The organism is Sinimarinibacterium flocculans (assembly GCF_003201205.1).
Taxonomy (GTDB): Bacteria; Pseudomonadota; Gammaproteobacteria; order Nevskiales; family Nevskiaceae; genus Solimonas; species Solimonas flocculans.
Genome location: NZ_QICN01000006.1, coordinates 17,169 through 39,823, shown reverse-complemented (window position 1 = coordinate 39,823; position 22,655 = coordinate 17,169). Strand labels below are relative to the sequence as shown.

Sequence of the window (22,655 nt, the reverse complement as noted above, 5' to 3'; positions counted from 1 at the left end):
AATGAAGCTGGTGATCGTCAGCGGCCTGTCCGGCGCCGGCAAGACCGTCGCGCTCAAGCAGTACGAGGACCTGGGCTACTACTGCATCGACAACCTGCCGCTGGCGCTGGTCGGCCCGATCTCCCGGCGCACGGCGCGCGGCGGCGACGAGCGCTATGCACGCCTGGCGATCGGCGTCGATGCACGCGAGAGCCCGCGCGAGATCGCGCGCTTTCCACGTTACCTCGAACGACTGCGCGCACGCGGCATCGAGACCCGCGTGCTGTTCCTGCGCGCCGAGGAAAGCGTGCTGCTGCGGCGCTACTCGGAAACGCGGCGGCCGCATCCGCTCGCGCGCGGCGATGTGTCCCTGCACGAGGCGATCCGCGCCGAACAGCAGTTGCTGGAACCGATCGCCAACTGTGCCGACGCCACGATCGACACCACCGGCAAGAACCTTCACGAGCTGCGCGAGGAGATCCAGAGCCAGGTCCCGGGCGGCGGCTCCGGCAAGCTGATCGTGCAGCTCGAATCCTTCGGCTTTCGCAACGGCATCCCGGAGAGCGCGGACTTCGTCTTCGACATCCGCTGCCTGCCGAATCCCCACTGGGAGCCGACGCTGCGCAAGCTCAGCGGCCGCGACGCCGCGGTCGCGGCATGGTTCGAGCGGTACCCTGAAGTGCAACGCATGATCCGCGACCTGCGCGGCTTTCTCGAACGCTGGCTGCCCGAGTTCCGCAAGCAGGACCGCGCCTACCTGTCGGTCGCGGTCGGCTGCACCGGCGGCCAGCATCGCAGCGTCTACGTGGTCGAGCGTCTCGCGGAACTGCTGCGCACGCAGTGCGAGCAGCTGTCCGTGCGGCACCGCGAACTGTGGAACGGCAACGAGCGCCGCAAGCCGGACGGTGCGACGTGACGACGCGATCCGCTCCGATGCCGGCGAGCACGAAGGTGTGCGCATGAACCGCATCGGCCTGCTGCTGGTGATGCATGGCAAGCTCGGACATCACCTGCTCGATACGCTGCGCGAGATGATCGGCGAACTGCCGCTGGGCGCCGACGTGCTCGAGGTGCGCCGCGTCTCCGCGCACGAGGTGCTGATCCGCCAGGGACGCAAGATGCTCGACCGCCTCGACGGCGGCGGCGGCGTGCTGATCCTCACCGACGCCTTCGGCTCGACGCCCAGCAACATCGCCAACAAGCTGCGCGACTCGCATCGCTGCGCCGTCGTCGCCGGCGTCAACCTGCCGATGCTGGTGCGCATCTTCAACTACCCGGATCTGCCGCTGGCCGAGATGGCCAGAAGCGCCGTCGAGGGCGGCAGCCGCGGCATTCTCGAGTGCCCGAAATGAAACCCTTTTCCGTCGGCGCCTTGCGGCACCCTGCCTGGGCGCCGGCGCAGCGCGACCTCGGGATGGAAACTGGAAGCTGAGCCACATGGAACGAACCGTCGAAATCGTCAACAAGCTCGGCCTGCACGCGCGGGCCGCCGCCAAGCTGGTCACGCTGGCCAGCAAGTTCGAGTCGGACGTCCGCGTGCGCAAAGACGGCCGTGAAGTCAGCGGCAAGTCGATCATGGGCGTGCTGATGCTGGCCGCCGCGCGTGGCGCGCAGATCACGCTGGTTGCCGACGGCAGCGATGCCGATCAGGCACTCGACGAACTGGCGCAGCTCGTCGCGGACCGGTTCGGCGAAGACGAGTGATGAAGCAGTTTCCCGTCTCCCGTTTCCGGTTTCCAGATCGAAGAGCGGCCGTTGCTGTTACTGGAAACCGGAAACTCCCGACTGGAAACGGTGTGACCGGAGACCGTGCGTGAGCCTCTGGCTCTCCGGCATCGGCGTTTCCCGCGGCATTGCCATCGCGCGCGTGCAGAAGGCGCACGGCGGCGATCTGGACGTGCCGGAGTATCGCCTCGCCGCCGGCGACGTCGAATCCGAAATCGCGCGCTTCGTCGACGCGCACGCCCATGCGAAGACCCAGCTGCGCGAAGTGCGCGCCCGCATCCCGGAGGGCACGCCGGGCGACATCGCGGCGTTCATCGACACGCACATCCTGATGATGGACGACCGCTCCATCACCGAGTCGACGGCGGCGCACATCCGCGACGGGCGCATCAATGCGGAGACCGCGCTGATCCGCACGCGCGACGCGCTGATCTCGGTCTTCGAGCAGATGGACGATGCCTACCTGCGCACGCGTCGCGACGACGTCGAGCACGTGTGCAGCCGCATCCTGCGCATCCTGCTCAGGTCCGAGCGCCAGATCAGCGCACGCAGCGAGCACGGTGAGCCGGCCGTCGTCGTCGCCGACGACGTGACGCCGGCGGACATCATCCTGCTGGCACAGCAGCAGGTGGCCGCCTTCGTCACCGAGTACGGCGGCCCGTTGTCGCACACCGCGATCCTCGCGCGCAGCCTCGGTATCCCGGCGGTGGTCGGCCTGCGCGACGCGCGCCGCCTGCTGCGCGACAACGAGACCGTCATCGTCGATGGCGAGGCGGGTCACGTCCTCGCCGACCCCGATACCCAGGCGCTCGGCTTCTACCGCGACAAGCAGCGCCAGCACGAACGCCATCGCGCGGGTCTGGTCCGGCTCAAGGGTCGCGACGCCGTCTCGCGCGACGGCGTGCCGATCCGCCTGCTGGCGAACATCGAGCTGCCCGAGGATGCGCGCGTCGCCGAGGAATCCGGCGCCCAGGGTGTGGGCCTGTACCGCACCGAATTCCTCTACATGAACCGCAAGGAGCTGCCGAGCGAGGAGGAGCAGTACGACGCGTACGCCCGCATCGTCTCGGCGGTGTCCGGCACGATCACGATCCGCACGCTGGACCTGGGCGCCGACAAGCAGGTCGACAGCGGTCGCAGCCACGGCCCGCTGCCGACCAATCCGGCGCTGGGCCTGCGCGCGATCCGCCTGTGCCTCAAGGAGCCCGAACTGTTCCGCATCCAGGTGCGCGCCCTGCTGCGCGCCTCGGCACACGGACGCGTGCAGATCATGCTGCCGATGATCTCGAATCTGCAGGAGTTCCGGCAGGCGGCGACGCTGATCGAGACGGCGCGCGCCGAGCTGCGCGCCGAAGGCAGGCCGTTTGCCGAGAACGTGCCGATCGGCGCGATGATCGAGGTGCCGGCGGCGGCGATCGCCGCGCCAATGCTGGCGCGCCATGCGCGCTTCTTCTCGATCGGCACCAACGACCTGATCCAGTACACGCTGGCCATCGACCGCGTCGACGACGAGGTCAACTACCTCTACGACCCGCTGCATCCGGCCGTGCTGCACCTGATCCGCCACACGATCGAATCGGGGCGCGGCGCCGGCATCCCGGTGGCGATGTGCGGCGAGATGGCCGGCGATCCGCGCTTCACCCGGCTGCTGCTCGGACTCGGGCTGACCGACTTCTCGATGCATCCGAACAGCATCCTCGAGATCAAGCAGATCGTCGTCGAATCCGACATCGCGCGACTGCGCGCGGCGATGACCGGCGCGCTCGACAGCGGCGATCCGCAGACCCTGCGCGACCGCATCGCCGAACTGGACGCACCGTAGGCATCGGCATCGTCGCAACACTGCCGCTGACGGCCGAGTCCGGCCGCAGTCGCGATGCTATGCTCGGCCCCGGACACGGGGCCGCAGCAGGATGAGCGAACGGGACAGCAACGAGACGGCGGTGCGCCGACTGCGCGAACGGCTGGGCAGCGGCAACATGCTGCCCGTCCGGCGCGCCCTGCATGCGCTCAACCCGGCCGAGATCGCCAGCCTGCTCGCCTCGCTGCCGCCCACCGAGCGCAACCTGGTCTGGGAGATGGTCAGCCCGGAGGACGACGGCGAGGTGCTGCTGCACCTGCCCGAATCGATCCGCACCGGCCTGATCCGGCAGATGGACACGGCGGAGCTGATCAAGGCCGCCGAGGAACTCGAGATCGACGATCTCGCCGACCTGCTCGAGGGCCTGCCCGAGACCGTCACCCGCGAAGTCCTCAGGGCCCTAGACGCCGACGACCGCGCCCGCCTCGAGCAGGTGCTCGCCTACGAGCCGGACACCGCCGGCGGTCTGATGAACACGGACACCGTCACCGTGCGGCCGGACGTCTCGCTCGACGTCGTGCAGCGCTACCTGCGGCTGCGCGGAGAGGTGCCGACGCACACCGACGCGCTGTATGTCGTCGACCGCTACGGCGCCTATCTCGGCGCGCTGCCGCTGGACAAGATCCTGACGCGTGCCGCCGACGATCTGGTGGCCAACGTGATGGAGCGCGAAACCCCGGCGATCCCGGCCGGCGAGAAGGAACACGACGTCGCCCGGCGCTTCGAGTCCGCCGACCTGGTCTCGGCGCCGGTCGTAGACGGCAAGGGCATCCTCGTCGGCCGCATCACGGTGGACGACGTCGTCGACGTCATCCGCGCGGAAGGCGAGCACAACATGATGTCGATGGCCGGTCTCGCCGAGGACGAGGACCTGTTCGCCCCGGTACGCCAGGCGGCGCTGCGCCGCGGCATCTGGCTCGGCATCAACCTGATGACGGCCTTCGCCGCGGCCTGGGTCGTCGGCCGCTTCGAGGCCACCATCGGCGAGGTCGTGGCGCTGGCGGTGCTGATGCCGGTGGTCGCCAGCATGGGCGGCATCGGCGGCAGCCAGACGCTGACGCTGATGATCCGCAGCCTCGCCCTGGGTCAGGCCGGTGTCGGCAACACCCGTCTGCTGCTGCGCAAGGAGCTCTCGGTCGCCGCGGTCAACGGCCTGCTGTGGTCGATCGTCGTCGGTGCGATCGCCGCGTGGTGGTTCTCGAGCCTGTGGCTGGCCCTCGTGATCGCGCTGGCGCTGGTCGTCAACCAGGTCATCGCCGCGGCGTCGGGCGTGCTGATCCCGCTGATTCTCAAGCGCATGGGGGTCGACCCCGCACTCGCCGGCTCGGTGGTGCTGACGACGGTCACCGACGTCGTCGGCTTCTTCGCGCTGCTCGGTCTGGGGACCGTGATCCTGCTCTGAGGCTCAGTCCGCCAGACGGCTGACGATGCGGATTTCCGAGGTCAGCGTGCGGTGCACCGGGCACTTGTTGGCGATCTCGAGCAGCCGCGCCCGCTGCTCGTCGGACAACGGTCCCTCGAGCGTGATCTCGCGCTCGATCTGGTCGACCTTGCCCTCGCGCGTCTCGCATTCCGCGCAGTCCTGCGCGTGGATCTTGCTGTGCACGAGCCGCACCGCCACGCGCTCCAGCGGCAGCTTCTTCATCTCCGCGTACATGCGCAACGTCATGCTGGTGCAGGTGCCGAGCGCCGCCAGCAGGAACTCGTAGGGGTTCGGACCGCGGTTCTGGCCGCCCACGTCCTCGGGTTCGTCCGCATCGGCCAGGTGCACGCCCATGCGCACGTGCTGGACGTATCGGCCGGTGCCGGCCTCGTGGACCACCACGGTGCCGTGCGGTTGCTGCGGCGGGATTTCGGTCAGGCTCATGACGGCTCCTTGTGGCGGGAATCGGCGTGGCGGAAGTTGGCTCAGGCGCTGCGGGCGGCCTGCGCGTCGGCGACCGTCAGCGCGGTGACGTTGACGATGCGCCGCACCGTCGCCGACGGCGTGAGGATGTGTACCGGCCGCGCGCAGCCGAGCAGCACCGGTCCGATCGCGACGTTGTGACCGGCGGCGGTCTTGAGCAGGTTGTAGGCGATGTTGGCGGCATCGAGGTCAGGCATCACCAGCAGGTTGGCGCTGCCGTGCAGCGTGCTGTCGCCGAGGATGCCGCGGCGGGTGGTTTCGTCGAGCGCGCAGTCGCCGTGCATCTCGCCGTCGACCTCGAGCTCCGGTGCGCGCACCCGCAGCAGTTCCAGCACCTCGCGCATCTTCTGCGCCGACGGCGCGTTCGAACTGCCGAAGTTCGAGTGCGACAGCAGCGCCACCTTGGGTTCGAAACCGAAGCGGCGCATCTCGTCCGCGGCCATGCGCGTGATCTCGGCGAGCTGCTCGGCGCTCGGATCGACGTTGACGTGGGTGTCGACGATGAACAGCTGGCGCCCGGGCAGGATCAGCCCGTTCATCGCGCCGTAGACGCTGGCGCCGGGCTTCCTGCCCAGCACCTCGTCGATGTAGCGCAGATGGCGCGCGGTGTTCGACACCAGGCCGCAGATCATGCCGTCGGCCTCGTTCTTGGCGAGCAGCATGGCCGCGATCAGTGTCGTGCGCCGGCGCATCTCCAGCCGCGCGTACTGCTCGGTGACGCCGCGCCGCTTCATCAGCGCGTGGTAATCCTGCCAGTACTCGCGATAACGCGGATCGAATTCCGGGTTGACGACGCCGTAGTGCTCGTCCTCGCGCAACCGCAGGCCGTAGCGCTGGATGCGGCTGGCGATCACCTGCGGCCGGCCGACCAGCAGCGGCCGGGCGATGCGCTCGTCGACCAGGACCTGGACCGCGCGCAGCACGCGCTCCTCCTCGCCCTCGGCGAAGACGATGCGCTTGTGCGTCTCCGGTACGCGGCGCGCGATGTCGATGATCGGCTTCATCATCGTGCCGCTGTGGTGCACGAACTGCTGCAGCTTCTGCTCGTAGGCGTCGAAGTCCGCGATCGGCCGCGTCGCCGCGCCGGATTCCATCGCCGCGCGCGCGACCGCCGGTGCGATCTTGACGATCAGGCGCGGATCGAACGGCTTGGGGATGAGGTACTCGGGGCCGAACTGCAGATCGTCGATGCCGTAGGCGCTGGCCACCACGTCATGCTGTTCGCGGCGCGCCAGATCGGCGATCGCGCGCACCGCGGCCACCTCCATCTCGCGCGTGATCGTCGTCGCGCCCACGTCGAGCGCGCCGCGGAAGATGAACGGAAAGCACAGGACGTTGTTGACCTGGTTCGGGTAGTCGGTGCGGCCGGTGGCGATGATGGCGTCGTCGCGCACCGCCCTGACCTGCTCCGGCAGGATCTCCGGGGTCGGGTTGGCCAGCGCGAAGATCAGCGGCTTCGGCGCCATGCGCGCCACCATCTCCGGCTTGAGCACACCGCCTGCGGACAGCCCCAGGAACATGTCCGCGCCGTCGATGACCTCGGCGAGCGTGCGTGCATCGGTCTTCTGCGCATACTGCGCCTTGAGATCGTCCATCAGCTCGGTGCGGCCCTCGTGGACCACGCCGGCGATATCGGTGAGCCAGACGTTCTGCCTGCGCACGCCGAGCTCGACCAGCATGCCGACGCAGGCCAGCGCCGCCGCGCCGGCGCCGCTGACCACCAGCTTGATGTCCTCGATGGGCTTGCCGACCACGGCCAGGCCGTTGAGCGCGGCGGCACCGACGATGATCGCGGTGCCGTGCTGGTCGTCGTGGAACACCGGAATCTTCATCCGCGCGCGCAGCTGCCGCTCGACGTAGAAGCACTCCGGCGCCTTGATGTCCTCGAGATTGATGCCGCCGAAAGTCGGCTCCAGCGCCGCGACGACCTCCACCAGCTTGTCGGGGTCGGCCTGGTCGACCTCGATGTCGAAGACGTCGATGCCGGCGAACTTCTTGAACAGCACCGCCTTGCCTTCCATCACCGGCTTGGCCGCCAGCGGGCCGATGTTGCCCAGTCCCAGCACCGCCGTGCCGTTGGTGATCACCGCCACGAGGTTGCCGCGCGCCGTGTAGCGCACGGCGGTGGTCGGGTCGGCGGCGATCTCCTCGCAGGCCGCCGCGACGCCGGGGGAGTACGCCAGCGCGAGATCGCGCTGATTGGTGAGCTGCTTGGTCGGCGTCACCGACAGCTTCCCGGGCACCGGGTACTCGTGGTAGGCCAGCGCCGCTTGGCGCAGGATCTCGCGGGCGTCCGCGGGGATGGAACTGTCCTGACTCATGCGCGGCGAAGCTCTCCGGAGCCGGAAAAGCCGTATCGTCGCATGCCCGCGGGGCGCCTGCGTGACCGACGTCCGCCAGGTGATGACTCCGCTTGTGAAGGCCTTGACGCGCCCGTACAATCCGCGCCTTGATCCCCCCTTCCCGACGTGCGCGAAGCCTGTCGCGGCGAGGCGGACGCTATAGACTGATCCAGGCCTGACCCTAAGGAGACCTCGCATCGCACTGGAACGTGAAGACCGGCGCAACCACCAGATCCTCGCGCCGCGTGTACGTGTTATCGCAGACGACGGCGCCCAGCTCGGCATCCTGCCGACGCGAGAGGCGCTGCAGAAGGCCGAAGACGCCGGACTCGACCTCGTCGAAGTCTCGCCGAACGCCGATCCGCCGGTCTGCAAGATCATGGATTACGGCAAGTACCTTTACCAGAAGGACAAGGCCCTGCAGGCTGCGAAGAAGAAGCAGAAGCAGATCCAGGTCAAGGAAATCAAGTTCCGCCCCACCACCGAGGAAGGCGACTACCAGACCAAGTTCCGCTCGATCTCGCGCTTCATCGAGGAAGGCGACAAGGTCAAGATCGTCGTGCGTTTCCGCGGCCGCGAAATGGCGCACCAGGAACTCGGCATGCAGGTCATGAACCGCCTGCGCGAGGAGCTGGGCGAGCTGGTGCAGATCGAGCAGTTCCCGAAGATGGAAGGCCGCCAGTCGGTCATGGTCATCTCGCCCAAGCGCAAATAGACGGCCCGCCGCCGTCGTTTGCGGCGTCGTGCGCATCCAGGAACGGTTTAAGCCGCGATTCGTGACGGGCACACGGCGATGCGCCGTCGTGCCCGTCGGCGTTCCTGCAGCCCGCAGGCGCCCAGCGCCTTGAAACCGGGCGAAAAACCCTTCAGAATCGCGCCCCTTCTGCGCCCGTCGCAGATCAGGAAGTCCTTTCCCGCAGGGAAAGGCCCGGCCAGCGCCCTTCAAGGCAGGGTTGCGACACCGGCAACGACCCAAACAGGAGTCACCGAAAAATGCCGAAGATGAAGACCGTGAAGAGCGCGGCCAAGCGTTTTGCCAAGACCGGCAAAGGCGGGTTCAAGCGTTCGCACTCCCACAAGCGCCACATCCTGACCAAGAAGTCGGGCAAGCGTATCCGTCAGCTCCGCGGCGAAGCGCAGATCCATCCGTCGGATCATCGCGAAGTCCGCATCATGCTGCCCTACGCGTAACCGGGAGAACGAACGATGGCACGTGTCAAAAGGGGCGTCACCGCCCGCGCCAAGCACAAGAAGGTCCTGAAGAAGGCCAAGGGTTACTACGGCGCCAAGTCGCGCCAGTTCCGCTCGGCCAAGCAGCAGGTCATCAAGTCCGGCCAGTACGCCTACCGCGACCGCCGCGTGAAGAAGCGCGAGTTCCGCGCGCTGTGGATCATCCGCATCGGCGCCGCGACCAAGGAACTGGGTCTGTCGTACAGCCGATTTATCAACGGGCTCGCCAAGGCCGGCGTCGCCCTCGACCGCAAGGTCCTCGCGGATCTCGCGGTGCACGACAAGGCGGCGTTCGGCGCTCTGGTGGCCCAGGCGAAAGCCCAGCTCGGCGCAGCCTGATCCCCGACTGAAGTCAGCGTAGTACGCGAACAAGGGGAACGGCACTCGCCGTTCCCCTTTTTTGTTTTCCGGCCGTCTCACTTCACTTCTGCCCGCCCATGACCCATCCACACGACGAACTGCTGGACAAGGCCAAGGCCGACATCGCCGCCGCCGGCGATCTGCGCAGCCTCGAGGCGCTGCGTGTCGAACTGCTCGGCAAGAAAGGCCGCGTCACCGAGCTGCTCAAGCAGCTGTCGACGCTCGAGGGCTATGAGCGCAAGGCCTTCGGCGAGCGCGTCAACAAGCTCAAGTCGGCCGTCGCCGACGCCATCGATGCCCGCAGCTCGGCACTGCAGGAGCACGAGCTGCAGCAGCGTCTGTCGGCCGAGGCGATTGACGTGTCGCTGCCCGGACGCGGCGAGGACACCGGTGGCATCCATCCGATCACGCGCACGATCGATCGCATCTGCACGCTGTTCGGCGAACTCGGTTTCGAAACCGTCGAGGGCCCGGAGATCGAGGACGATTTCCACAACTTCAACGCGCTGAACATTCCCGAGGCCCATCCGGCGCGCGCGATGCAGGACACGTTCTACGTGATGAACGGCGCCCGCCTGCTGCGCACGCATACCAGCCCGGTGCAGATCCGCACGATGCAGTCGCGCCAGCCGCCGATCCGCATCATCTGCCCCGGCCGCGTCTACCGCTGCGACTCCGATCGTACGCACAGTCCGATGTTCCACCAGGTCGAGGGCCTGTACGTCGCCGAGAAGGTGACCTTCGCGGACCTGAAGTACGACCTGCAGAGCTTCCTGTCGCGCTTCTTCGAGCGCGACGTCGAGGCGCTGTTCCGGCCGTCCTACTTCCCGTTCGTCGAACCCGGCGCCGATGTGCACATGCGCTGGACGCAGGCCGACGGCAGCCAGCGCTGGCTGGAGCTACTGGGCTGCGGCATGGTCCATCCGAAAGTCTTCGAAGCCGTGGGCATCGATCCCGAGCGCTACACCGGCTACGCCTTCGGCATGGGTGTCGAGCGCATGGCCATGCTGCGCTACGGCGTGGACGACCTGCGCCTGTTCTTCGACAACGACCTGCGCTTCCTGGAGCAGTTCCGGTAGGAGCGGCTTCGGCCGCGACGCTTTCCCCGGTGCAGTGACCGCCCCTGGAGGCGCTCCTGCATGATGTGCGGTGAGGAACCATTGAAATGAAACTCAGCGAAACCTGGCTGCGCGAGTGGGTGAACCCGCAGGCCACCATCGAAGAGATCGCCCAGCGCCTGGTGATGGGTGGACTGGAGCTGGAAGTCGAGCCGGCGGTCGACACGCTGCCGCAGGGCGTCGTCGTCGGTCGCATCGTCGCGGCGGAGAAGCACCCGCAGGCGGATCGCCTGCAGGTCTGCCGCGTCGACGTCGGCGCCGGCGAACCCCTGCAGATCGTCTGCGGGGCGCCGAATGCGCGGGTCGGCCTGAACGCCCCGTGCGCGACGGTCGGCTCGCGCCTGCCGGGCGGCATGGAGATCACCCAGGCCAAGCTGCGCGGCGTCGACAGCTCCGGCATGCTCTGTTCGGCCAAGGAGCTGGCGCTGTCCGACAAGTCCGACGGTCTGCTCGAACTCGACGCCACCGCCCGGCCGGGCCAGCCGATCGGCGACTACCTGCGGCTCGACGATCACATCCTCAACCTCGAGATCACGCCCAACCGCGGCGACTGCCTGTCGGTGCTGGGCCTAGCGCGCGACGTCGCCGCGCTGTTCGGCGTGAACATGAAGCGCCCCAACCTGCCGCCGGCCGTCGTCGTCGGCGATCGCACGATCAAGGTCGAGATCGAGGACGCCGAGACCTGTCCGACCTATACCGGCCGCATCATCTCCAAGCTCAACGCCAAGGCGCGCACGCCGGACTGGATGCGGGAGCGGCTGCGGCGCAGTGGCCTGCGCTGCATCCATCCGCTGGTCGACGTGACCAACTACGTGATGCTGGAACTCGGCCAGCCGCTGCACGCCTTCGACCGCGAAAAGCTCTCCGGCACGATCCGCGTGCGCCGCGCCAAGCCGGGCGAGCAGCTGAAGATGCTCACCGGCGAGAGCGTCGTGACCGAGCACGGCGAGCTGCTGATCGCCGACGACAACGGACCGCTTGCACTGGCCGGCGTGATGGGCGGCCTCGAATCGGGTGTCACCGACGCCACCACCTCGATCTTCCTCGAATCCGCCTGCTTCGCGCCGGAAGCCGTGGCCGGCACCGCCCGCCGCCACAAGCTGGTCTCGGACGCCTCGTACCGCTTCGAGCGTGGCGTCGATCCGGGCCTGCAGCGCATTGCGCTGGACCGCGCCTCGCAGCTGATCACCGAGATCTGCGGCGGCGAGGTGCATCCGGTGAGCCAGGCCGGGCGCAGCCAGCCGGAACCGGTGAACGTGCGCCTGCGTCATGCGCGCATGACGCAGCTGCTCGGACACGAGATCGCCAGCCGCGAGGTCGAGCAGCTGCTCGGACGCCTGGGCATCACCACGCGCAACGAGATCGGCGACACCTGGCTGTGCCGCATTCCGAGCCATCGCTACGACCTGCGCCTCGAAGTCGACCTGGTCGAGGAGGCCGCGCGCCTGCACGGCTACGACAGGATTCCGGCACGGCCCTACCTCGCGGCGCTGGCGCCGTCGCAGCCGGCCGAGGGGCGCCGGCCGCTGGCCGCAGCGCGTAGCACGCTGGTGTCGCGCGGCTGGCAGGAGATCGTCTCCCTGGCCTTCGTCGATCCGCGCGTACAGGCGGCGCTCGACCCGGACGCCGCATCGATCGCGGTCGACAATCCCATCGCCGAAACCCAGTCGGTCATGCGCACGCGGCTGTGGCCGGGCCTGGTCGCCGCCTGGCTGCACAACCGCCAGCGCCAGTTGCCACGCGCGCGTCTCTTCGAGACCGGCGTCTGCTTCGCGCTGCGCGACGGCGCCGTGGTCGAGACGCCCCGCATCGCCGGGCTCGCGGCCGGCGACGCCTTTGCCGAGCAGTGGGGCAAGAAGAACCGGCCCGTGGACTTCTACGATCTGAAGGCGGATGTCGCCGCGCTGCTCGGCGCGCCGGCCGACGACTATCGCTTCGAGGCGGCGCCCGACGCGGCGCTGCACCCGGGGCGCAGCGCGCGCATCCTGCGCGGCGACCGCGCGATCGGCTGGATCGGCGAACTGCACCCCTCGGCCGTCAGGACGCTCGACCTTCCCGAAGCGCCGCTGGTGTTCGAAGTGGACTGGCCGGCGATCCGCGATGCGGCGGTGCCGCGCGCGCAGGCGCTGTCGGAATTCCCCTCGTCGCGTCGCGACCTGGCCGTCGTCGTCGCCGAGACGACACCGGTGCAGGCCCTGGTCGATTGCGTACGCAAGGCCGGTGGCAATTTGTTGCAGAAAGTTTTCGTGTTCGATATCTACCGCGGCGAAGCTGTCGGAAATGCTTGTAAAAGCGTGGCTTTGGGCTTGATTTTCAATGACTATTCGCGCACGCTAACGATCGATGACATCGACGCAGCCACACAGGCGGTCACCCAGGCGTTGAGCCAGGAGCTGGCAGCGACGATCCGACACTGAGCACGGGGACAGGGAGCGCGTGTGGCGCTGACGAAGGCTGAGCTTGCGGATGCCTTGTTCGACGAGTTGGGCTTGAACAAGCGCGAGGCGAAAGAGTTCGTGGACCTCTTCTTCGAGGAGATTCGCGGCCGGCTCGAATCCGGGGAAGAGGTCAAGCTCTCGGGCTTCGGCAATTTCGAACTGCGCTCCAAGAACCAGCGTCCCGGCCGCAACCCCAAGACCGGCGAGGAGATCCCCATCTCCGCACGTCGCGTCGTCACCTTCCGCCCCGGCCAGAAGCTGCGGCTGAGAGTCGAAGCCGATGTCACCCGCCGATAGCCGCGTGCTCACGGCCGAGCTGCCGGCCATCCCGCGCAAGCGCTACTTCGCGATCGGCGAGGTCAGCGAACTGTGCGACGTCAAGCCGCACGTGCTGCGCTACTGGGAACAGGAATTCCCGCAGCTCAAGCCGGTCAAGCGCCGCGGCAACCGTCGTTACTACCAGCAGGACGACGTGATGATGGTGCGCCGCATCCGCAGCCTGCTGTACGAACAGGGCTTCACCATCGGCGGCGCACGCCAGCGCCTGAAGGAGATGGCCCGCGGCGGCGCCGTCAATGACGCCATGATCGCCACGCCCGCGCTGCCGGCCTCGGCGAACCGCCGCAGCGAGGAGATCAAGGAACTGCGCGACGAACTGGAATCGCTGCTGCGCCTGTTTCCCGAGTAGCGACCGGCTTTCGCTTTCCTTGCCCGGGGCCCTTCGCTACACTGCCGGCCCCTCAAGCCTTACCACGGGGCGTAGCGCAGCCTGGTAGCGCACTTCCTTGGGGTGGAAGTGGTCGGAGGTTCAAATCCTCTCGCCCCGACCAAGCAGCGACCAAGGGGCCGGAAACGGCCCCTTTTTCGTGTCCGGCCGAAACGCGCGTCAGGCGCCGCCGGTCTGCGTCACCTCGGCCGTTTCCGCGCTCAGGGCCTGGCCCGGATGCTGGGGAGCGGTCAGCGGCTGCGGCTTGAGGCGGTTGCTGTGCATGAGGTCGCGACCGGCCTTGATGCCGCCGGTAAACTGCAGCTCCAGCCGTTCGAGGTCGCGCCGACGCACGTCGGCAGCAAGCTGTGCGGCCTCCTCCTCGCCGACGCCGAGCAGCCGCAGCGCCCGTTCGCCGAAGTGGCTGGCCGACTCGAAGGTCTCGCGCACGAAGTAGTCGACGTTCGCCTCCATCAGCTTGAGCGCGTGCTCGCGATCGTAGGCGCGCACCAGCAGCCGCGCCTGCGGGAACTCGTGCCGGACCAGCTCGACGATGCGCGAGGCGGCGCCACGATCGTCGACGCAGACGAGAATCGCCTGCGCCGTGCGCGCACCGGACGCCTGCAGCACGTCGAGCCGGGTGCCGTCGCCGTAGTACACCTTGAACCCGAAATCCGCGGCGCTGCGGATCATCTCGGTGTCCGAGTCGATGATCGCCACCTCGATGCCGCGGGCCAGCAGGGCCTGGCTCGCCACCTGGCCGAACCGACCGAAACCGATCATCAACGCGGTGCCGGTCAGGCCGTCGGCCTGGTCGATACCGTCCATGCTCACGGCCTCGCGCGGTCCGAAGCGCTTGAGCGCGGTGACCGCCAGCGGCGTCAGCGCCATGGACAGCACGACGATCGCCGTCAGGTTCGCGTTGACGTCCGCGTCGATGACCTCGCCCGCGTGGGCCGCGGCGAACAGCACGAAGGCGAACTCGCCGCCCTGCGCCATCAGCACGGCGCGGTCCAGCGCCTCGGCATGCGTGGAGCGCAGCAGGCGTGCCACCGCGTAGATCGTCACCGCCTTGACGCTCATCAGGGCGAGCACGCCGGCCACGATCAGCGTCGCATTGCGCGCGACCACCGCGAGGTCCAGCGCCATGCCGACGCTGAGAAAGAATAGGCCCAGCAGGATGCCGCGGAACGGCTCGATGTCGGCTTCGAGCTGATGCCGGAACGTCGATTCCGACAGCAGGACCCCGGCGAGAAACGCGCCCATCGCCATCGACAGGCCGCCGACCTCCATCAGCAGCGCCGCCCCCAGCACGACCAGCAGCGCCGCCGCGGTCATGACCTCGCGGGCGCGGGCTTCGGCGAGCATGCGGAACATCGGGTTGAGCAGCCACAGGCCAGCCGCGACGAGGCCGGCGAGCGAGGCCACGGCGATGCCGATGCTGGCCCAGTGGATGCCGCCGCCTTCCGCAGCCGCATGCTGCGGCGACATGAACGCCACGAGGGCCAGCAGCGGCACGACGAGCAGGTCCTCGAACAGCAGCACCGACACGATCTTCTGCCCGCGGGGCAACGCCAGGTCGCCACGCTCACCGAGCAACTGCATGACGATCGCCGTGGAGGTGAGCATGAAGCCGGCGGCGCCGATGAACGAGACCGGCAGCGGAAAGCCGAAGGCCAGGCCGACCGCGGTCAGCGTCGCGGTGCACGCGCCGATCTGCAGCGTGCCGAGACCGAAGATCTGGCGTCGCAGGCTCCACAGGTGCGTCGGCCGCATCTCCAGGCCGATGACGAACAGGAACATCACCACGCCCAGCTCGGCAACGTGCAGGATCGCCTGCGGATCGGCAAACAGCTTCAGGCCGAACGGGCCGATCGCCAGGCCCGCAGCCAGGTAGCCGAGCACCGAACCCAGGCCCAGCCGCTTGAAGACCGGCACCGCGACGACGCCGGCCGCGAGCAACGCGACCACGCGCACCAGTTCATGCGATTGTGCTTCGGCTGCCATTGCGCTCCCCGCGTCGTCGGATCGCCGCTGCGCCGGAATGGCCGCAGGGCCGCGGCGGCAATGTAGCAGCTTGCCCGACGCCGCCGCGGCGCAGGGGCGGTCGCTCAGTCGCCGAGCATCACGCGCGCGGCGTTGCGCCCCGGCGCGCCGCTGACGCCACCGCCCGGATGGGCGCCGGCCCCGCACAGGTAGAGTCCGCGCACCGGCGTGCGATGGTCGCTCCAGCCGGGCACCGGTCGAAAGCCGAACAACTGGTGCAGCGGCATGGCGCCGTGGAAGATGTTGCCGCCGGTCAGTCCGAAGCGACGCTCCAGCTCCAGCGGCGTGAGCACCTGCCGGTGCAGCACGGACGCGGCGAAGTTCGGCGCGTAGGCGGTCACCGTGTCGATGCAGCGCTGCGCATAGTCCTCGCCGATGGCGTCCCAGTGCGCGTCGGCCAGCCGGTACGGCGCGTACTGCACGAACATCTGCACGATGTGATGCCCCTCGGGCGCGAGCGTGCGGTCCACCGAGCTGGGGATCGTCAGCTCGACCACCGGCGCGCGCGAGGGCAGTCCGCGGCGGGCGTCCTCGTACGCGTCTTCCAGGTAGTCCATCGACGGACTGATGTGGATCGTGCCGCGATGCTGCGGCCCGAGCGCGGTGCCCGGCAGGCAGGCAAAGTCCGGCAGTTCCGATACCGCGAGGTTGATCTTCATCGTCGCGCTCGAATAGTCGATGCGCGCAACCGCCTCGCGAAACGCCGGCGGCAGGCGGTCCTGCTCGAGCAGCTTGCGGAACGTGACCTCCGGCGTCGCATTGGAGGCGACGTGGCGCGCGGCGATGAACTCGCCCGAAGTCAGGCGCACGCCGTTCGTCGCACCGTCGCTCACCTCGATCCGCGCCACCTCGGCACCGACGCGCACCTCGACCCCGGCGCTCTCGGCCGAGCGGCGCAGGGCCTCGCTCAAGGCGCCCATGCCGCCCTCCACGTAGCCCCAGACGCCGCGCGCGCCGCCGGCGGTGCCCATCACGTGATGCAGCAACACATAGCCCGTCCCCGGCGCCGACGGCGGCGCGAAAGCACCGATGATCGCGTCCGTGGCCAGCGTGACCTTGAGCGCCTCGGATTCGAACCAGCGGTCGAGGATCGGTCGTGCCGGCCCCGCCAGCAGTTCCAGCGCGGCCGGCAGATCGTCGCCGAGCGCCTTCAGCCGCCGATGGAAGCGCAGCGCACGAACGGCGTTGGCGATGCGCTCGCGCAGGCCGCGACGCCGGTACGTCGCCGGTAGCGGCAACAGATCGGGCGGGATGTCTTCGAGCGCCGGCTCGAGCGCCTCGGCCACGCGCGTGAGCCATGACTCGTAACGCGGATAGACCTCGGCGTCGCGCGCGGAGAACTTCGCGATCTCGCGCCGGTTGAGCGCGGCATCCGGCCCCATCAGCAGTGAGCGACCATCCGGCAGCGGCGTGAACGACGAGGGGTTGCGCGCGAGCACGCGGTAGCCATGCGCCTTGAGATCGAGTTCGCGCTCGACCTGCGGCAGCAGCAACGAGATCAGGTACGAGGCCGTCGATGCGCGGTAACCCGGCGCAATCTCCTCGCTGACCGCCGCACCGCCGACGATGCCGCGCCGCTCGAGCACCAGCACCTTGCGACCGGCACGCGCGAGGTAGGCCGCGCAGACCAGCCCGTTGTGGCCGGCGCCGACGACGATGCAGTCGTAGGCCGGCGCTGCCGTCACGGCGCGCCCGTGAGTGCGCTCAGCGGCAACCGGCCGATCGCCGTGTCGCTCAGGCTGCCGAGATAGAGCGTGTCGCCGGCCTGCTCGACGCTGGTCACCGGCCCGAAGGCGCCGTCCCCGGCGTACTGCAGGTCGGCGACCACGTTGCCGTCGAGATCGAGCCCCAACACCCAGCCGTGCAGCTTGGGCTTGGGATGCAGCGCATGCGGCAGCCGGAAGATCACCCGCCGCAGGTACGGCCGCGGCAGCAGGGCGTCGAGTGCCGAGGTACGCGGTGCGTACAAGGCGAGCCAGAAGCGGTCGCTGCCGTTGAAACTGATGTTGTCGGGGAAACCGGGCAGGTTGTCGATGAACACTTCCGACGTCCCTGCCCGCTCGCCCTTGAGCCAGTAGCGCGTCACGCGGTAGCGGGTCGTTTCCGTGACCAGCACGTAGGCTTCGTCCGGGCCCACGGCGACGCCGTTGGCGAAGTACAGGTCCGACAGCAGCACGCGGGTCTGCCGCGTGCCGAAGTCGTACTCGAGCAGGCGGCCATGCGGGCGGTGCTCGAAGACCTCGGCCATCAGATCGGGCAATGGGTACTTCGACGAGGCATCGCTGAAGTACGCCTTGTCGCTGCCCTGCGCGCGATCGACGTCGTCGGCCAGCTTGAACGGCACCCCGTCGGCCGCGTCGGCCAGGGTCGTCAGGCCGCCGTCGGCACCGACCTGCAGCAGACCGTGCGTCGCATCGGCCACGAGCACGCTGCCGTCGGGCGCGAAGCCCAGACCCAGTGGCCGACCACCGGTCTCCGCGAGCAGCGTGGGCGCCGAGCCGTCGGCATTCATGCGCACGACGCGACCGTCGATGAAACCGGCATACAGGCGCCCCTGGTCGTCGACCGCGATGCCTTCCGGCCCGACACCCTGCCCTTCGCCGATGCGCTCCACCGCGCGCAGCGCCTCGTTGTACGGGTGGCGCGGCCCCGGCAGCGGTGGCGGCTCCCACATCTGCGGCTCGATCGGCACCGGCCAGAACAGCAGATAGGCGGCGACTACCGCCAGCGGCAGCACCAGGTAGCTCAGCAAGCGCATGGTTCCTTCTCCCCTTGCCCGTCGGCGATGCCGGACCGCCCGGCCGAGACGCCGAACCGGCACGCCCCGTGGCCGGCCCGGCGGATGTTTGCCCCTATAATGCCCCGCCGGGCGCCGCGATGCCCGCCATTTCACCGGCTCGCGCCACGATCTCCGCAAGGGCGGCCTCAAGATCAGCCGCGGAGCCGCGCGCCGGCGCAGATTTCTCGTTGCTCAAGATCCGGGGGAAGATTCATGTCGCTGAAAAATCCGGTGGAGACCCTGCTGCAGTGGGCTAAGGACAAGCCCAACCAGCCCTGGCTCTACCAGCCTGTGAACGATGTCTGGAAGAAGTACACCTGGGCCGAGGCCGAGGCGCAGGTGCGCTCGATGGCGACGGCGCTGCGCTCGCTGGGCCTGCCGCCGGGCAGCGCGATCGCCATCTCCGGACGCAACACCGCGCACTGGGTGCTCGCCGATCTCGCGGTCGCCATGGCCGGCTACATCAGCGTCGGGCTGTATCCGAAGCAGGCGCCGGAAGCGGTCACGTACATCCTCAACCATTGCGAGGCCAAGGCCGTCTTCATCGGCCCGATGCCGGACGTCGACGAATTCCTGGGCGCCCTGCCGGCCGGCATCAAGACCATCGCGTTCCCGTACGCCGACGTGCCGCCCTGCGACCACAACTGGGACGACCTCGTGCGCGCCCACGAGCCCTTCGCCGGCTATCAGCCGCCGGATCCCAAGGCGCTCGCGTCTCTGGTCTACACCTCCGGCACGACCGGCAACCCCAAGGGCGTGATGATCACCAGCGAGAACCTGGTGTTCGCCACCGGCGGCCTGCTCAAGACCATGCCGGCACAGGGCCAGGAGCGCTTCTTCTCCTACCTGCCGCTCGCGCACGCCTTCGAGCGTGGCGCCGTCGAGATGGCCTCGATCTACCTCGGCGCCGAGGTCTGGTTCCTCGAGAACCTCGACAAGCTGGCCGATCAGCTCAAGCACGTCGCGCCGACGCGCTTCTTCGGCGTGCCGCTGGTCTACGGCCGCATCCAGGCCGGCGTGCTGCGCAAGATGCCGCAGGAAAAGCTCGACCGGCTGATGAAGATTCCGCTGCTGTCGACGCTGGTCAAGAAGAAGATCAAGAAAGGCATCGGCCTGCAGAACGCGCGCTACCTGTTCGTCGGTGCGGCACCGATGCCGATTCCGCTGATGCAGTGGTTCGAGAAGATGGGCATCACCGTGCTGCAGGGCTACGGCATGACCGAGAACAACATCTACGCCACCGCCAACCTGCCCGGGGCCAACCGCATCGGTTCGGTCGGCCGCGCGATGCCCGGCGCCGACATGCGCATCTACGAGCCGGACGAGAAGGGCGAAGGCGAGATCCAGTACAAGCATGCAGGCGTCACGCCGGGCTATTACAAGGACCCCGAGAAGACCGCCGAACTGTTCACCGCCGACGGCTGGCTGCGCACCGGCGACCGCGGCCGCATCGACGCCGACGGCTACCTGTTCATCACCGGCCGCGTGAAGGACATCTTCAAGACGCTCAAGGGCAAGTACGTGGCCCCGGCACCGATCGAGGGCGCCCTGTCGCGCAACACCGACATCGACCAGCTCTGCTTCGTCGGCGCCGGGCTCAAGCAACCGATCATGGTGATCACGCTGGTGCAGCCCAACGAGAAGTCGCGCGAAGAGATCGAGCAGGGCCTGATTGCCGACATGGAAGCCGTCAACGCCAAGCTCGAGGCGCACGAGCAGATCGCGAAGATCGTCGTCGCCAAGGAAGCGTGGACGATCGACAACAACATCATGACGCCGACGATGAAGGTCAAGCGCAACGTCGTCGAACAGCGCTACATGCCGCTGCTCGAGAAGACCGCGGGTGACTACAAGACGAAGGTGGTTTGGGAGTAGCGCAACCGCGGTTTCGGACGGTCCCTGGTAGAAGCGGTTTCGGACGGTCCCTGGTAGAAGCGGTTTCGGACGGTCCCTGGTAGAAGCGGTTTCGGCCCTGCCGGGCCGAGTCACCTTTCTTTGCTTGTGCAAAGAAACGTGACCCAAAGAAAGCACACCCCGTGTCGGCGCCGGCTGCGCCGGTGCCCTCTCTACGCGCCGTGCTCGGCCGGCGGACCGACGGCACATCCCTGTGCCGGCGGTCCTTGCGCGGCATCCGTGCCGCGCACAGCCTGCGCGCGGCGCTCCGCTCGGCGCCTCCAAGGGGCCCCAAACGTCAACAGCATGGCGGCTTTGCCGCCGCCAAGCGCTGCCGCAGGCAGCGTGCTGTTGCCGTTCCGGGTGCCCTTCGGCCGCACCGAGCAGCGCAGCGTGCACAGTGGGTCAGCCGGCCAGGGACGGCCGGCTGAGCGCTGCCGCGACAGGATGTCGCGTCAGCGCGACCCCGAGCACGTGAGCAGCGCAGGGCACCCGCGCAGCGGGGGTGGACGCAGGGTGTGCTTTCTTTTCGGACTTATATACTTGACAAACCCAAGTGGTTTGGGGAGAATGGCGCCATTGGAGTAGAGCGCCATGACCGACCTGACCGCACCGCATTTCACCGACGCTGACAAGGCCCGCGAATACCTTGAAGCCCTGCGCTGGCCGAACGGTGTCACTTGCCCGCACTGCGGCGCAGTCGGCGAGCACTACCAGCTCCAGGGCAAGGCCCATCGTCCGGGTCTGTGGAAGTGCAAGGACTGCCGCGAACAGTTCAGCGTCACGGTTGGCACTGTGTTTGAAAGCTCCAAGGTCGCGCTGAACAAGTGGCTGCTGGCCGTGCATCTGATGTGCGCGAGCAAGAAAGGCATCAGCGCGCATCAGGTTCATCGCATGCTCGGCGTGACCTACAAGACCGCTTGGTTCATGTGCCATCGCATCCGCGAGGCGATGAAGGATGAGAACGGCGGCCTGCTCGGTGGCAACGGCGGTGCTGTCGAAGTGGACGAGACCTATTGGGGCACGTCCAAGCCGAAGGGCAAAACCGCTCGCGGCTACGAGCACAAGATGAAGATCGTTTCGCTGGTCGAGCGCGACGGCAAGAAGCGCACCTATCGCGTTGCCAGCGTGAATGAGAAGACCTTGCGCCCGATCCTCAAGGCGCAGCTTTCCGAGAAGGCCCGCCTGATGACGGACGAGGCTCGCGTCTATCACAAAGTCGGCAAGGAATTCGCCGAGCACGGCATCGTCAATCACGCTGCGAAGGAGTACGCGCGCGGCGACGTGACGACGAACACCGTTGAATCCAGCTTCGCGCTGCTCAAGCGCGGCCTCGTGGGTACTTTCCACAAGGTCAGCGAGGCGCATTTGCAGCGCTACGCCACGGAGTTCGATTTCCGCTGGAATCAGCGTAAAGTCACGGACGCAGAACGTGCGGGGGCGCTTCTCGGCCAGATTGGCGGGAAGCGACTGATGTACCGGGACTCTGTTTAGGAAGTGGATCGAAGGGAGCCACCACAGCGGGCGGTCTCACGGCTATGGACGAATATCGATTTGAGATTGGTGCATATTCGCCAGAGACGATCCCCATGGGACGCCTCGCCGAATACATGCGCCTACTTGCAGGCCTATTCGGGCAAGAGCACGCCGTTCATTTTGCTAATCTTGAGTCGGGCAGCACGGTCGTGGTGTCGCGCATTGACTATGAGGCCAGGCCGAAGGTCCTTGAACGAGTCCAGCGAGCCCGCAGTGCCGATATCAGCGATGACGGGGAACTCGGGAAGATTGTTGTCGAGATCAATAGGTATCTGCGCGCAGACAACGCCGAAGGCAAGCTTTATTGGGGGCAGGCCCAGATACTCGAGTTTCCCGGGAAGAAGGCGCCGATTCCGCAAGAAGTCGGACCGTTCAACAAGCATACGATTCTGCATGGAATCCTGATGCGGATTGGCGGCGAAGACGATACGTCGCATGGCCTGTTGAAGGACTTTGAGGGACGTACTTGGAAGTGCCAGATGACCCGGGACATGGCGATTCAGATAGCCAAGTACCTATATACGACCCCGCTAAAGTTGAGCGGCGAAGGGCGCTGGTTTCGAAGCGAAGATGCTAACTGGGCCCTAAAAGTTCTCAAAGCAAATGAATACGAGACGCTGCCCGAGATAAGTCTTACGGATTCGGTTGCTCAGCTCCGTGCGATCACGGCAGATTCAGATCGGCACCCTTTGAGAGATGTTTCCTCGCTTCTCTCAGAGAGGAAAGACCACTGATC

Annotated in this window: 20 protein-coding genes and 1 tRNA gene; 16 read left to right on the top strand and 5 right to left on the bottom strand. The window is 67.7% G+C overall.

Annotation, left to right across the window (positions count from 1 at the left end; all coding sequences use genetic code 11):
• Nucleotide 1: 1 nt before the first annotated feature.
• From rapZ to mgtE, 5 genes are all read left to right on the top strand, one after another.
• A complete protein-coding gene (rapZ, locus tag C8D93_RS11705) occupies nucleotides 2-895 on the top strand; it encodes an RNase adapter RapZ (RefSeq protein WP_110265386.1) in 894 nt (297 codons plus the stop codon).
• Entirely contained in the window at nucleotides 885-1,331 is a 447-nt protein-coding gene (locus tag C8D93_RS11700) for a PTS sugar transporter subunit IIA (protein ID WP_245903895.1), read from the top strand. Before rapZ ends, C8D93_RS11700 begins: the two co-directional genes overlap by 11 nt.
• A gap of 85 nt (nucleotides 1,332-1,416) precedes the next feature.
• Nucleotides 1,417-1,683: an HPr family phosphocarrier protein gene (locus C8D93_RS11695; RefSeq protein ID WP_110265385.1), complete on the top strand. Its 267-nt coding sequence runs from the start codon at nucleotides 1,417-1,419 to the stop codon at nucleotides 1,681-1,683.
• 109 nt (nucleotides 1,684-1,792) lie between these two features.
• Nucleotides 1,793-3,526, top strand: a complete 1,734-nt coding sequence (ptsP, locus tag C8D93_RS11690; RefSeq protein ID WP_110265384.1) for a phosphoenolpyruvate--protein phosphotransferase — start codon at nucleotides 1,793-1,795, stop codon at nucleotides 3,524-3,526.
• A 91-nt stretch (nucleotides 3,527-3,617) separates the two neighbouring features.
• On the top strand, nucleotides 3,618-4,967 hold the full coding sequence (mgtE, locus tag C8D93_RS11685) for a magnesium transporter (protein WP_110265383.1): 1,350 nt from the start codon (nucleotides 3,618-3,620) through the stop codon (nucleotides 4,965-4,967).
• 3 nt (nucleotides 4,968-4,970) lie between these two features.
• Here mgtE and C8D93_RS11680 read toward each other — a convergent pair whose 3' ends face one another.
• Both C8D93_RS11680 and C8D93_RS11675 read right to left on the bottom strand, forming a co-directional pair.
• Entirely contained in the window at nucleotides 4,971-5,432 is a 462-nt protein-coding gene (locus C8D93_RS11680; protein WP_110265382.1) for an OsmC family protein, read from the bottom strand.
• Nucleotides 5,433-5,473: 41 nt separating this feature from the next.
• Nucleotides 5,474-7,792, bottom strand: coding sequence for an NADP-dependent malic enzyme (locus tag C8D93_RS11675; RefSeq protein WP_110265381.1), 2,319 nt, complete (start codon nucleotides 7,790-7,792; stop codon nucleotides 5,474-5,476).
• A 196-nt stretch (nucleotides 7,793-7,988) separates the two neighbouring features.
• On the opposite strand from C8D93_RS11675, the gene infC reads away from it, so the two are divergent.
• From infC to C8D93_RS11635, 8 genes are all read left to right on the top strand, one after another.
• Entirely contained in the window at nucleotides 7,989-8,528 is a 540-nt protein-coding gene (infC, locus tag C8D93_RS11670; protein ID WP_380732431.1) for a translation initiation factor IF-3, read from the top strand.
• 278 nt (nucleotides 8,529-8,806) lie between these two features.
• On the top strand, nucleotides 8,807-9,004 hold the full coding sequence (gene rpmI / locus C8D93_RS11665; RefSeq protein ID WP_110265379.1) for a 50S ribosomal protein L35: 198 nt from the start codon (nucleotides 8,807-8,809) through the stop codon (nucleotides 9,002-9,004).
• 15 nt (nucleotides 9,005-9,019) lie between these two features.
• Nucleotides 9,020-9,382, top strand: coding sequence for a 50S ribosomal protein L20 (rplT, locus tag C8D93_RS11660; protein ID WP_110265378.1), 363 nt, complete (start codon nucleotides 9,020-9,022; stop codon nucleotides 9,380-9,382).
• A gap of 98 nt (nucleotides 9,383-9,480) precedes the next feature.
• Nucleotides 9,481-10,482, top strand: a complete 1,002-nt coding sequence (pheS, locus tag C8D93_RS11655; RefSeq protein ID WP_110265377.1) for a phenylalanine--tRNA ligase subunit alpha — start codon at nucleotides 9,481-9,483, stop codon at nucleotides 10,480-10,482.
• Between the two features lie 86 nt (nucleotides 10,483-10,568).
• The gene (pheT, locus tag C8D93_RS11650) at nucleotides 10,569-12,938 is read left to right on the top strand and encodes a phenylalanine--tRNA ligase subunit beta (protein ID WP_110265376.1); all 2,370 of its coding nucleotides are present in this window, start codon (nucleotides 10,569-10,571) and stop codon (nucleotides 12,936-12,938) included.
• 21 nt (nucleotides 12,939-12,959) lie between these two features.
• Nucleotides 12,960-13,256: an integration host factor subunit alpha gene (locus C8D93_RS11645; RefSeq protein WP_110265375.1), complete on the top strand. Its 297-nt coding sequence runs from the start codon at nucleotides 12,960-12,962 to the stop codon at nucleotides 13,254-13,256.
• Nucleotides 13,240-13,647: a MerR family transcriptional regulator gene (locus C8D93_RS11640; RefSeq protein WP_110265374.1), complete on the top strand. Its 408-nt coding sequence runs from the start codon at nucleotides 13,240-13,242 to the stop codon at nucleotides 13,645-13,647. The genes C8D93_RS11645 and C8D93_RS11640 overlap by 17 nt, the downstream gene beginning before the upstream one ends.
• A gap of 65 nt (nucleotides 13,648-13,712) precedes the next feature.
• Nucleotides 13,713-13,789: transfer RNA gene (locus C8D93_RS11635), tRNA-Pro, on the top strand.
• Nucleotides 13,790-13,845: 56 nt separating this feature from the next.
• Here the strand turns inward: C8D93_RS11635 and C8D93_RS11630 are convergent.
• The 3 genes from C8D93_RS11630 to C8D93_RS11620 form a co-directional block, all read right to left on the bottom strand.
• Entirely contained in the window at nucleotides 13,846-15,672 is a 1,827-nt protein-coding gene (locus C8D93_RS11630; RefSeq protein WP_110265373.1) for a monovalent cation:proton antiporter-2 (CPA2) family protein, read from the bottom strand.
• A gap of 104 nt (nucleotides 15,673-15,776) precedes the next feature.
• The gene (locus tag C8D93_RS11625; RefSeq protein ID WP_110265372.1) at nucleotides 15,777-17,396 is read right to left on the bottom strand and encodes a phytoene desaturase family protein; all 1,620 of its coding nucleotides are present in this window, start codon (nucleotides 17,394-17,396) and stop codon (nucleotides 15,777-15,779) included.
• Nucleotides 17,393-18,469 (bottom strand): SMP-30/gluconolactonase/LRE family protein, encoded by a 1,077-nt coding sequence (locus tag C8D93_RS11620; protein WP_110265371.1) that lies wholly within the window; start codon nucleotides 18,467-18,469, stop codon nucleotides 17,393-17,395. The genes C8D93_RS11625 and C8D93_RS11620 overlap by 4 nt, the downstream gene beginning before the upstream one ends.
• 234 nt (nucleotides 18,470-18,703) lie before the next feature.
• Here C8D93_RS11620 and C8D93_RS11615 point away from each other — a divergent pair, with 234 nt between their 5' ends.
• The 3 genes from C8D93_RS11615 to C8D93_RS11605 all read left to right on the top strand — a co-directional run bounded on the left by C8D93_RS11615 (nucleotide 18,704) and on the right by C8D93_RS11605 (nucleotide 22,653).
• Entirely contained in the window at nucleotides 18,704-20,365 is a 1,662-nt protein-coding gene (locus tag C8D93_RS11615; protein ID WP_110265370.1) for an AMP-binding protein, read from the top strand.
• 612 nt (nucleotides 20,366-20,977) lie between these two features.
• Entirely contained in the window at nucleotides 20,978-21,877 is a 900-nt protein-coding gene (locus tag C8D93_RS11610; protein ID WP_110265369.1) for an IS1595 family transposase, read from the top strand.
• Between the two features lie 95 nt (nucleotides 21,878-21,972).
• Nucleotides 21,973-22,653, top strand: coding sequence for a hypothetical protein (locus tag C8D93_RS11605; RefSeq protein ID WP_110265368.1), 681 nt, complete (start codon nucleotides 21,973-21,975; stop codon nucleotides 22,651-22,653).
• Nucleotides 22,654-22,655: the final 2 nt, after the last annotated feature.

Excerpts from the sequence above, each read along its gene's own strand:
- rapZ (WP_110265386.1), top strand. The coding sequence starts at position 2 with ATGAAGCTGGTGATCGTCAGCGGCCTGTCCGGCGCCGGCAAGACCGTC.
- C8D93_RS11695 (WP_110265385.1), top strand. The coding sequence starts at position 1,417 with ATGGAACGAACCGTCGAAATCGTCAACAAGCTCGGCCTGCACGCGCGG.
- mgtE (WP_110265383.1), top strand. The coding sequence starts at position 3,618 with ATGAGCGAACGGGACAGCAACGAGACGGCGGTGCGCCGACTGCGCGAA.
- C8D93_RS11680 (WP_110265382.1), bottom strand. The coding sequence starts at position 5,432 with ATGAGCCTGACCGAAATCCCGCCGCAGCAACCGCACGGCACCGTGGTG.
- C8D93_RS11675 (WP_110265381.1), bottom strand. The coding sequence starts at position 7,792 with ATGAGTCAGGACAGTTCCATCCCCGCGGACGCCCGCGAGATCCTGCGC.
- rpmI (WP_110265379.1), top strand. The coding sequence starts at position 8,807 with ATGCCGAAGATGAAGACCGTGAAGAGCGCGGCCAAGCGTTTTGCCAAG.
- rplT (WP_110265378.1), top strand. The coding sequence starts at position 9,020 with ATGGCACGTGTCAAAAGGGGCGTCACCGCCCGCGCCAAGCACAAGAAG.
- pheS (WP_110265377.1), top strand. The coding sequence starts at position 9,481 with ATGACCCATCCACACGACGAACTGCTGGACAAGGCCAAGGCCGACATC.
- pheT (WP_110265376.1), top strand. The coding sequence starts at position 10,569 with ATGAAACTCAGCGAAACCTGGCTGCGCGAGTGGGTGAACCCGCAGGCC.
- C8D93_RS11640 (WP_110265374.1), top strand. The coding sequence starts at position 13,240 with ATGTCACCCGCCGATAGCCGCGTGCTCACGGCCGAGCTGCCGGCCATC.
- C8D93_RS11630 (WP_110265373.1), bottom strand. The coding sequence starts at position 15,672 with ATGGCAGCCGAAGCACAATCGCATGAACTGGTGCGCGTGGTCGCGTTG.
- C8D93_RS11620 (WP_110265371.1), bottom strand. The coding sequence starts at position 18,469 with ATGCGCTTGCTGAGCTACCTGGTGCTGCCGCTGGCGGTAGTCGCCGCC.
- C8D93_RS11615 (WP_110265370.1), top strand. The coding sequence starts at position 18,704 with ATGTCGCTGAAAAATCCGGTGGAGACCCTGCTGCAGTGGGCTAAGGAC.
- C8D93_RS11610 (WP_110265369.1), top strand. The coding sequence starts at position 20,978 with ATGACCGACCTGACCGCACCGCATTTCACCGACGCTGACAAGGCCCGC.
- C8D93_RS11605 (WP_110265368.1), top strand. The coding sequence starts at position 21,973 with ATGGGACGCCTCGCCGAATACATGCGCCTACTTGCAGGCCTATTCGGG.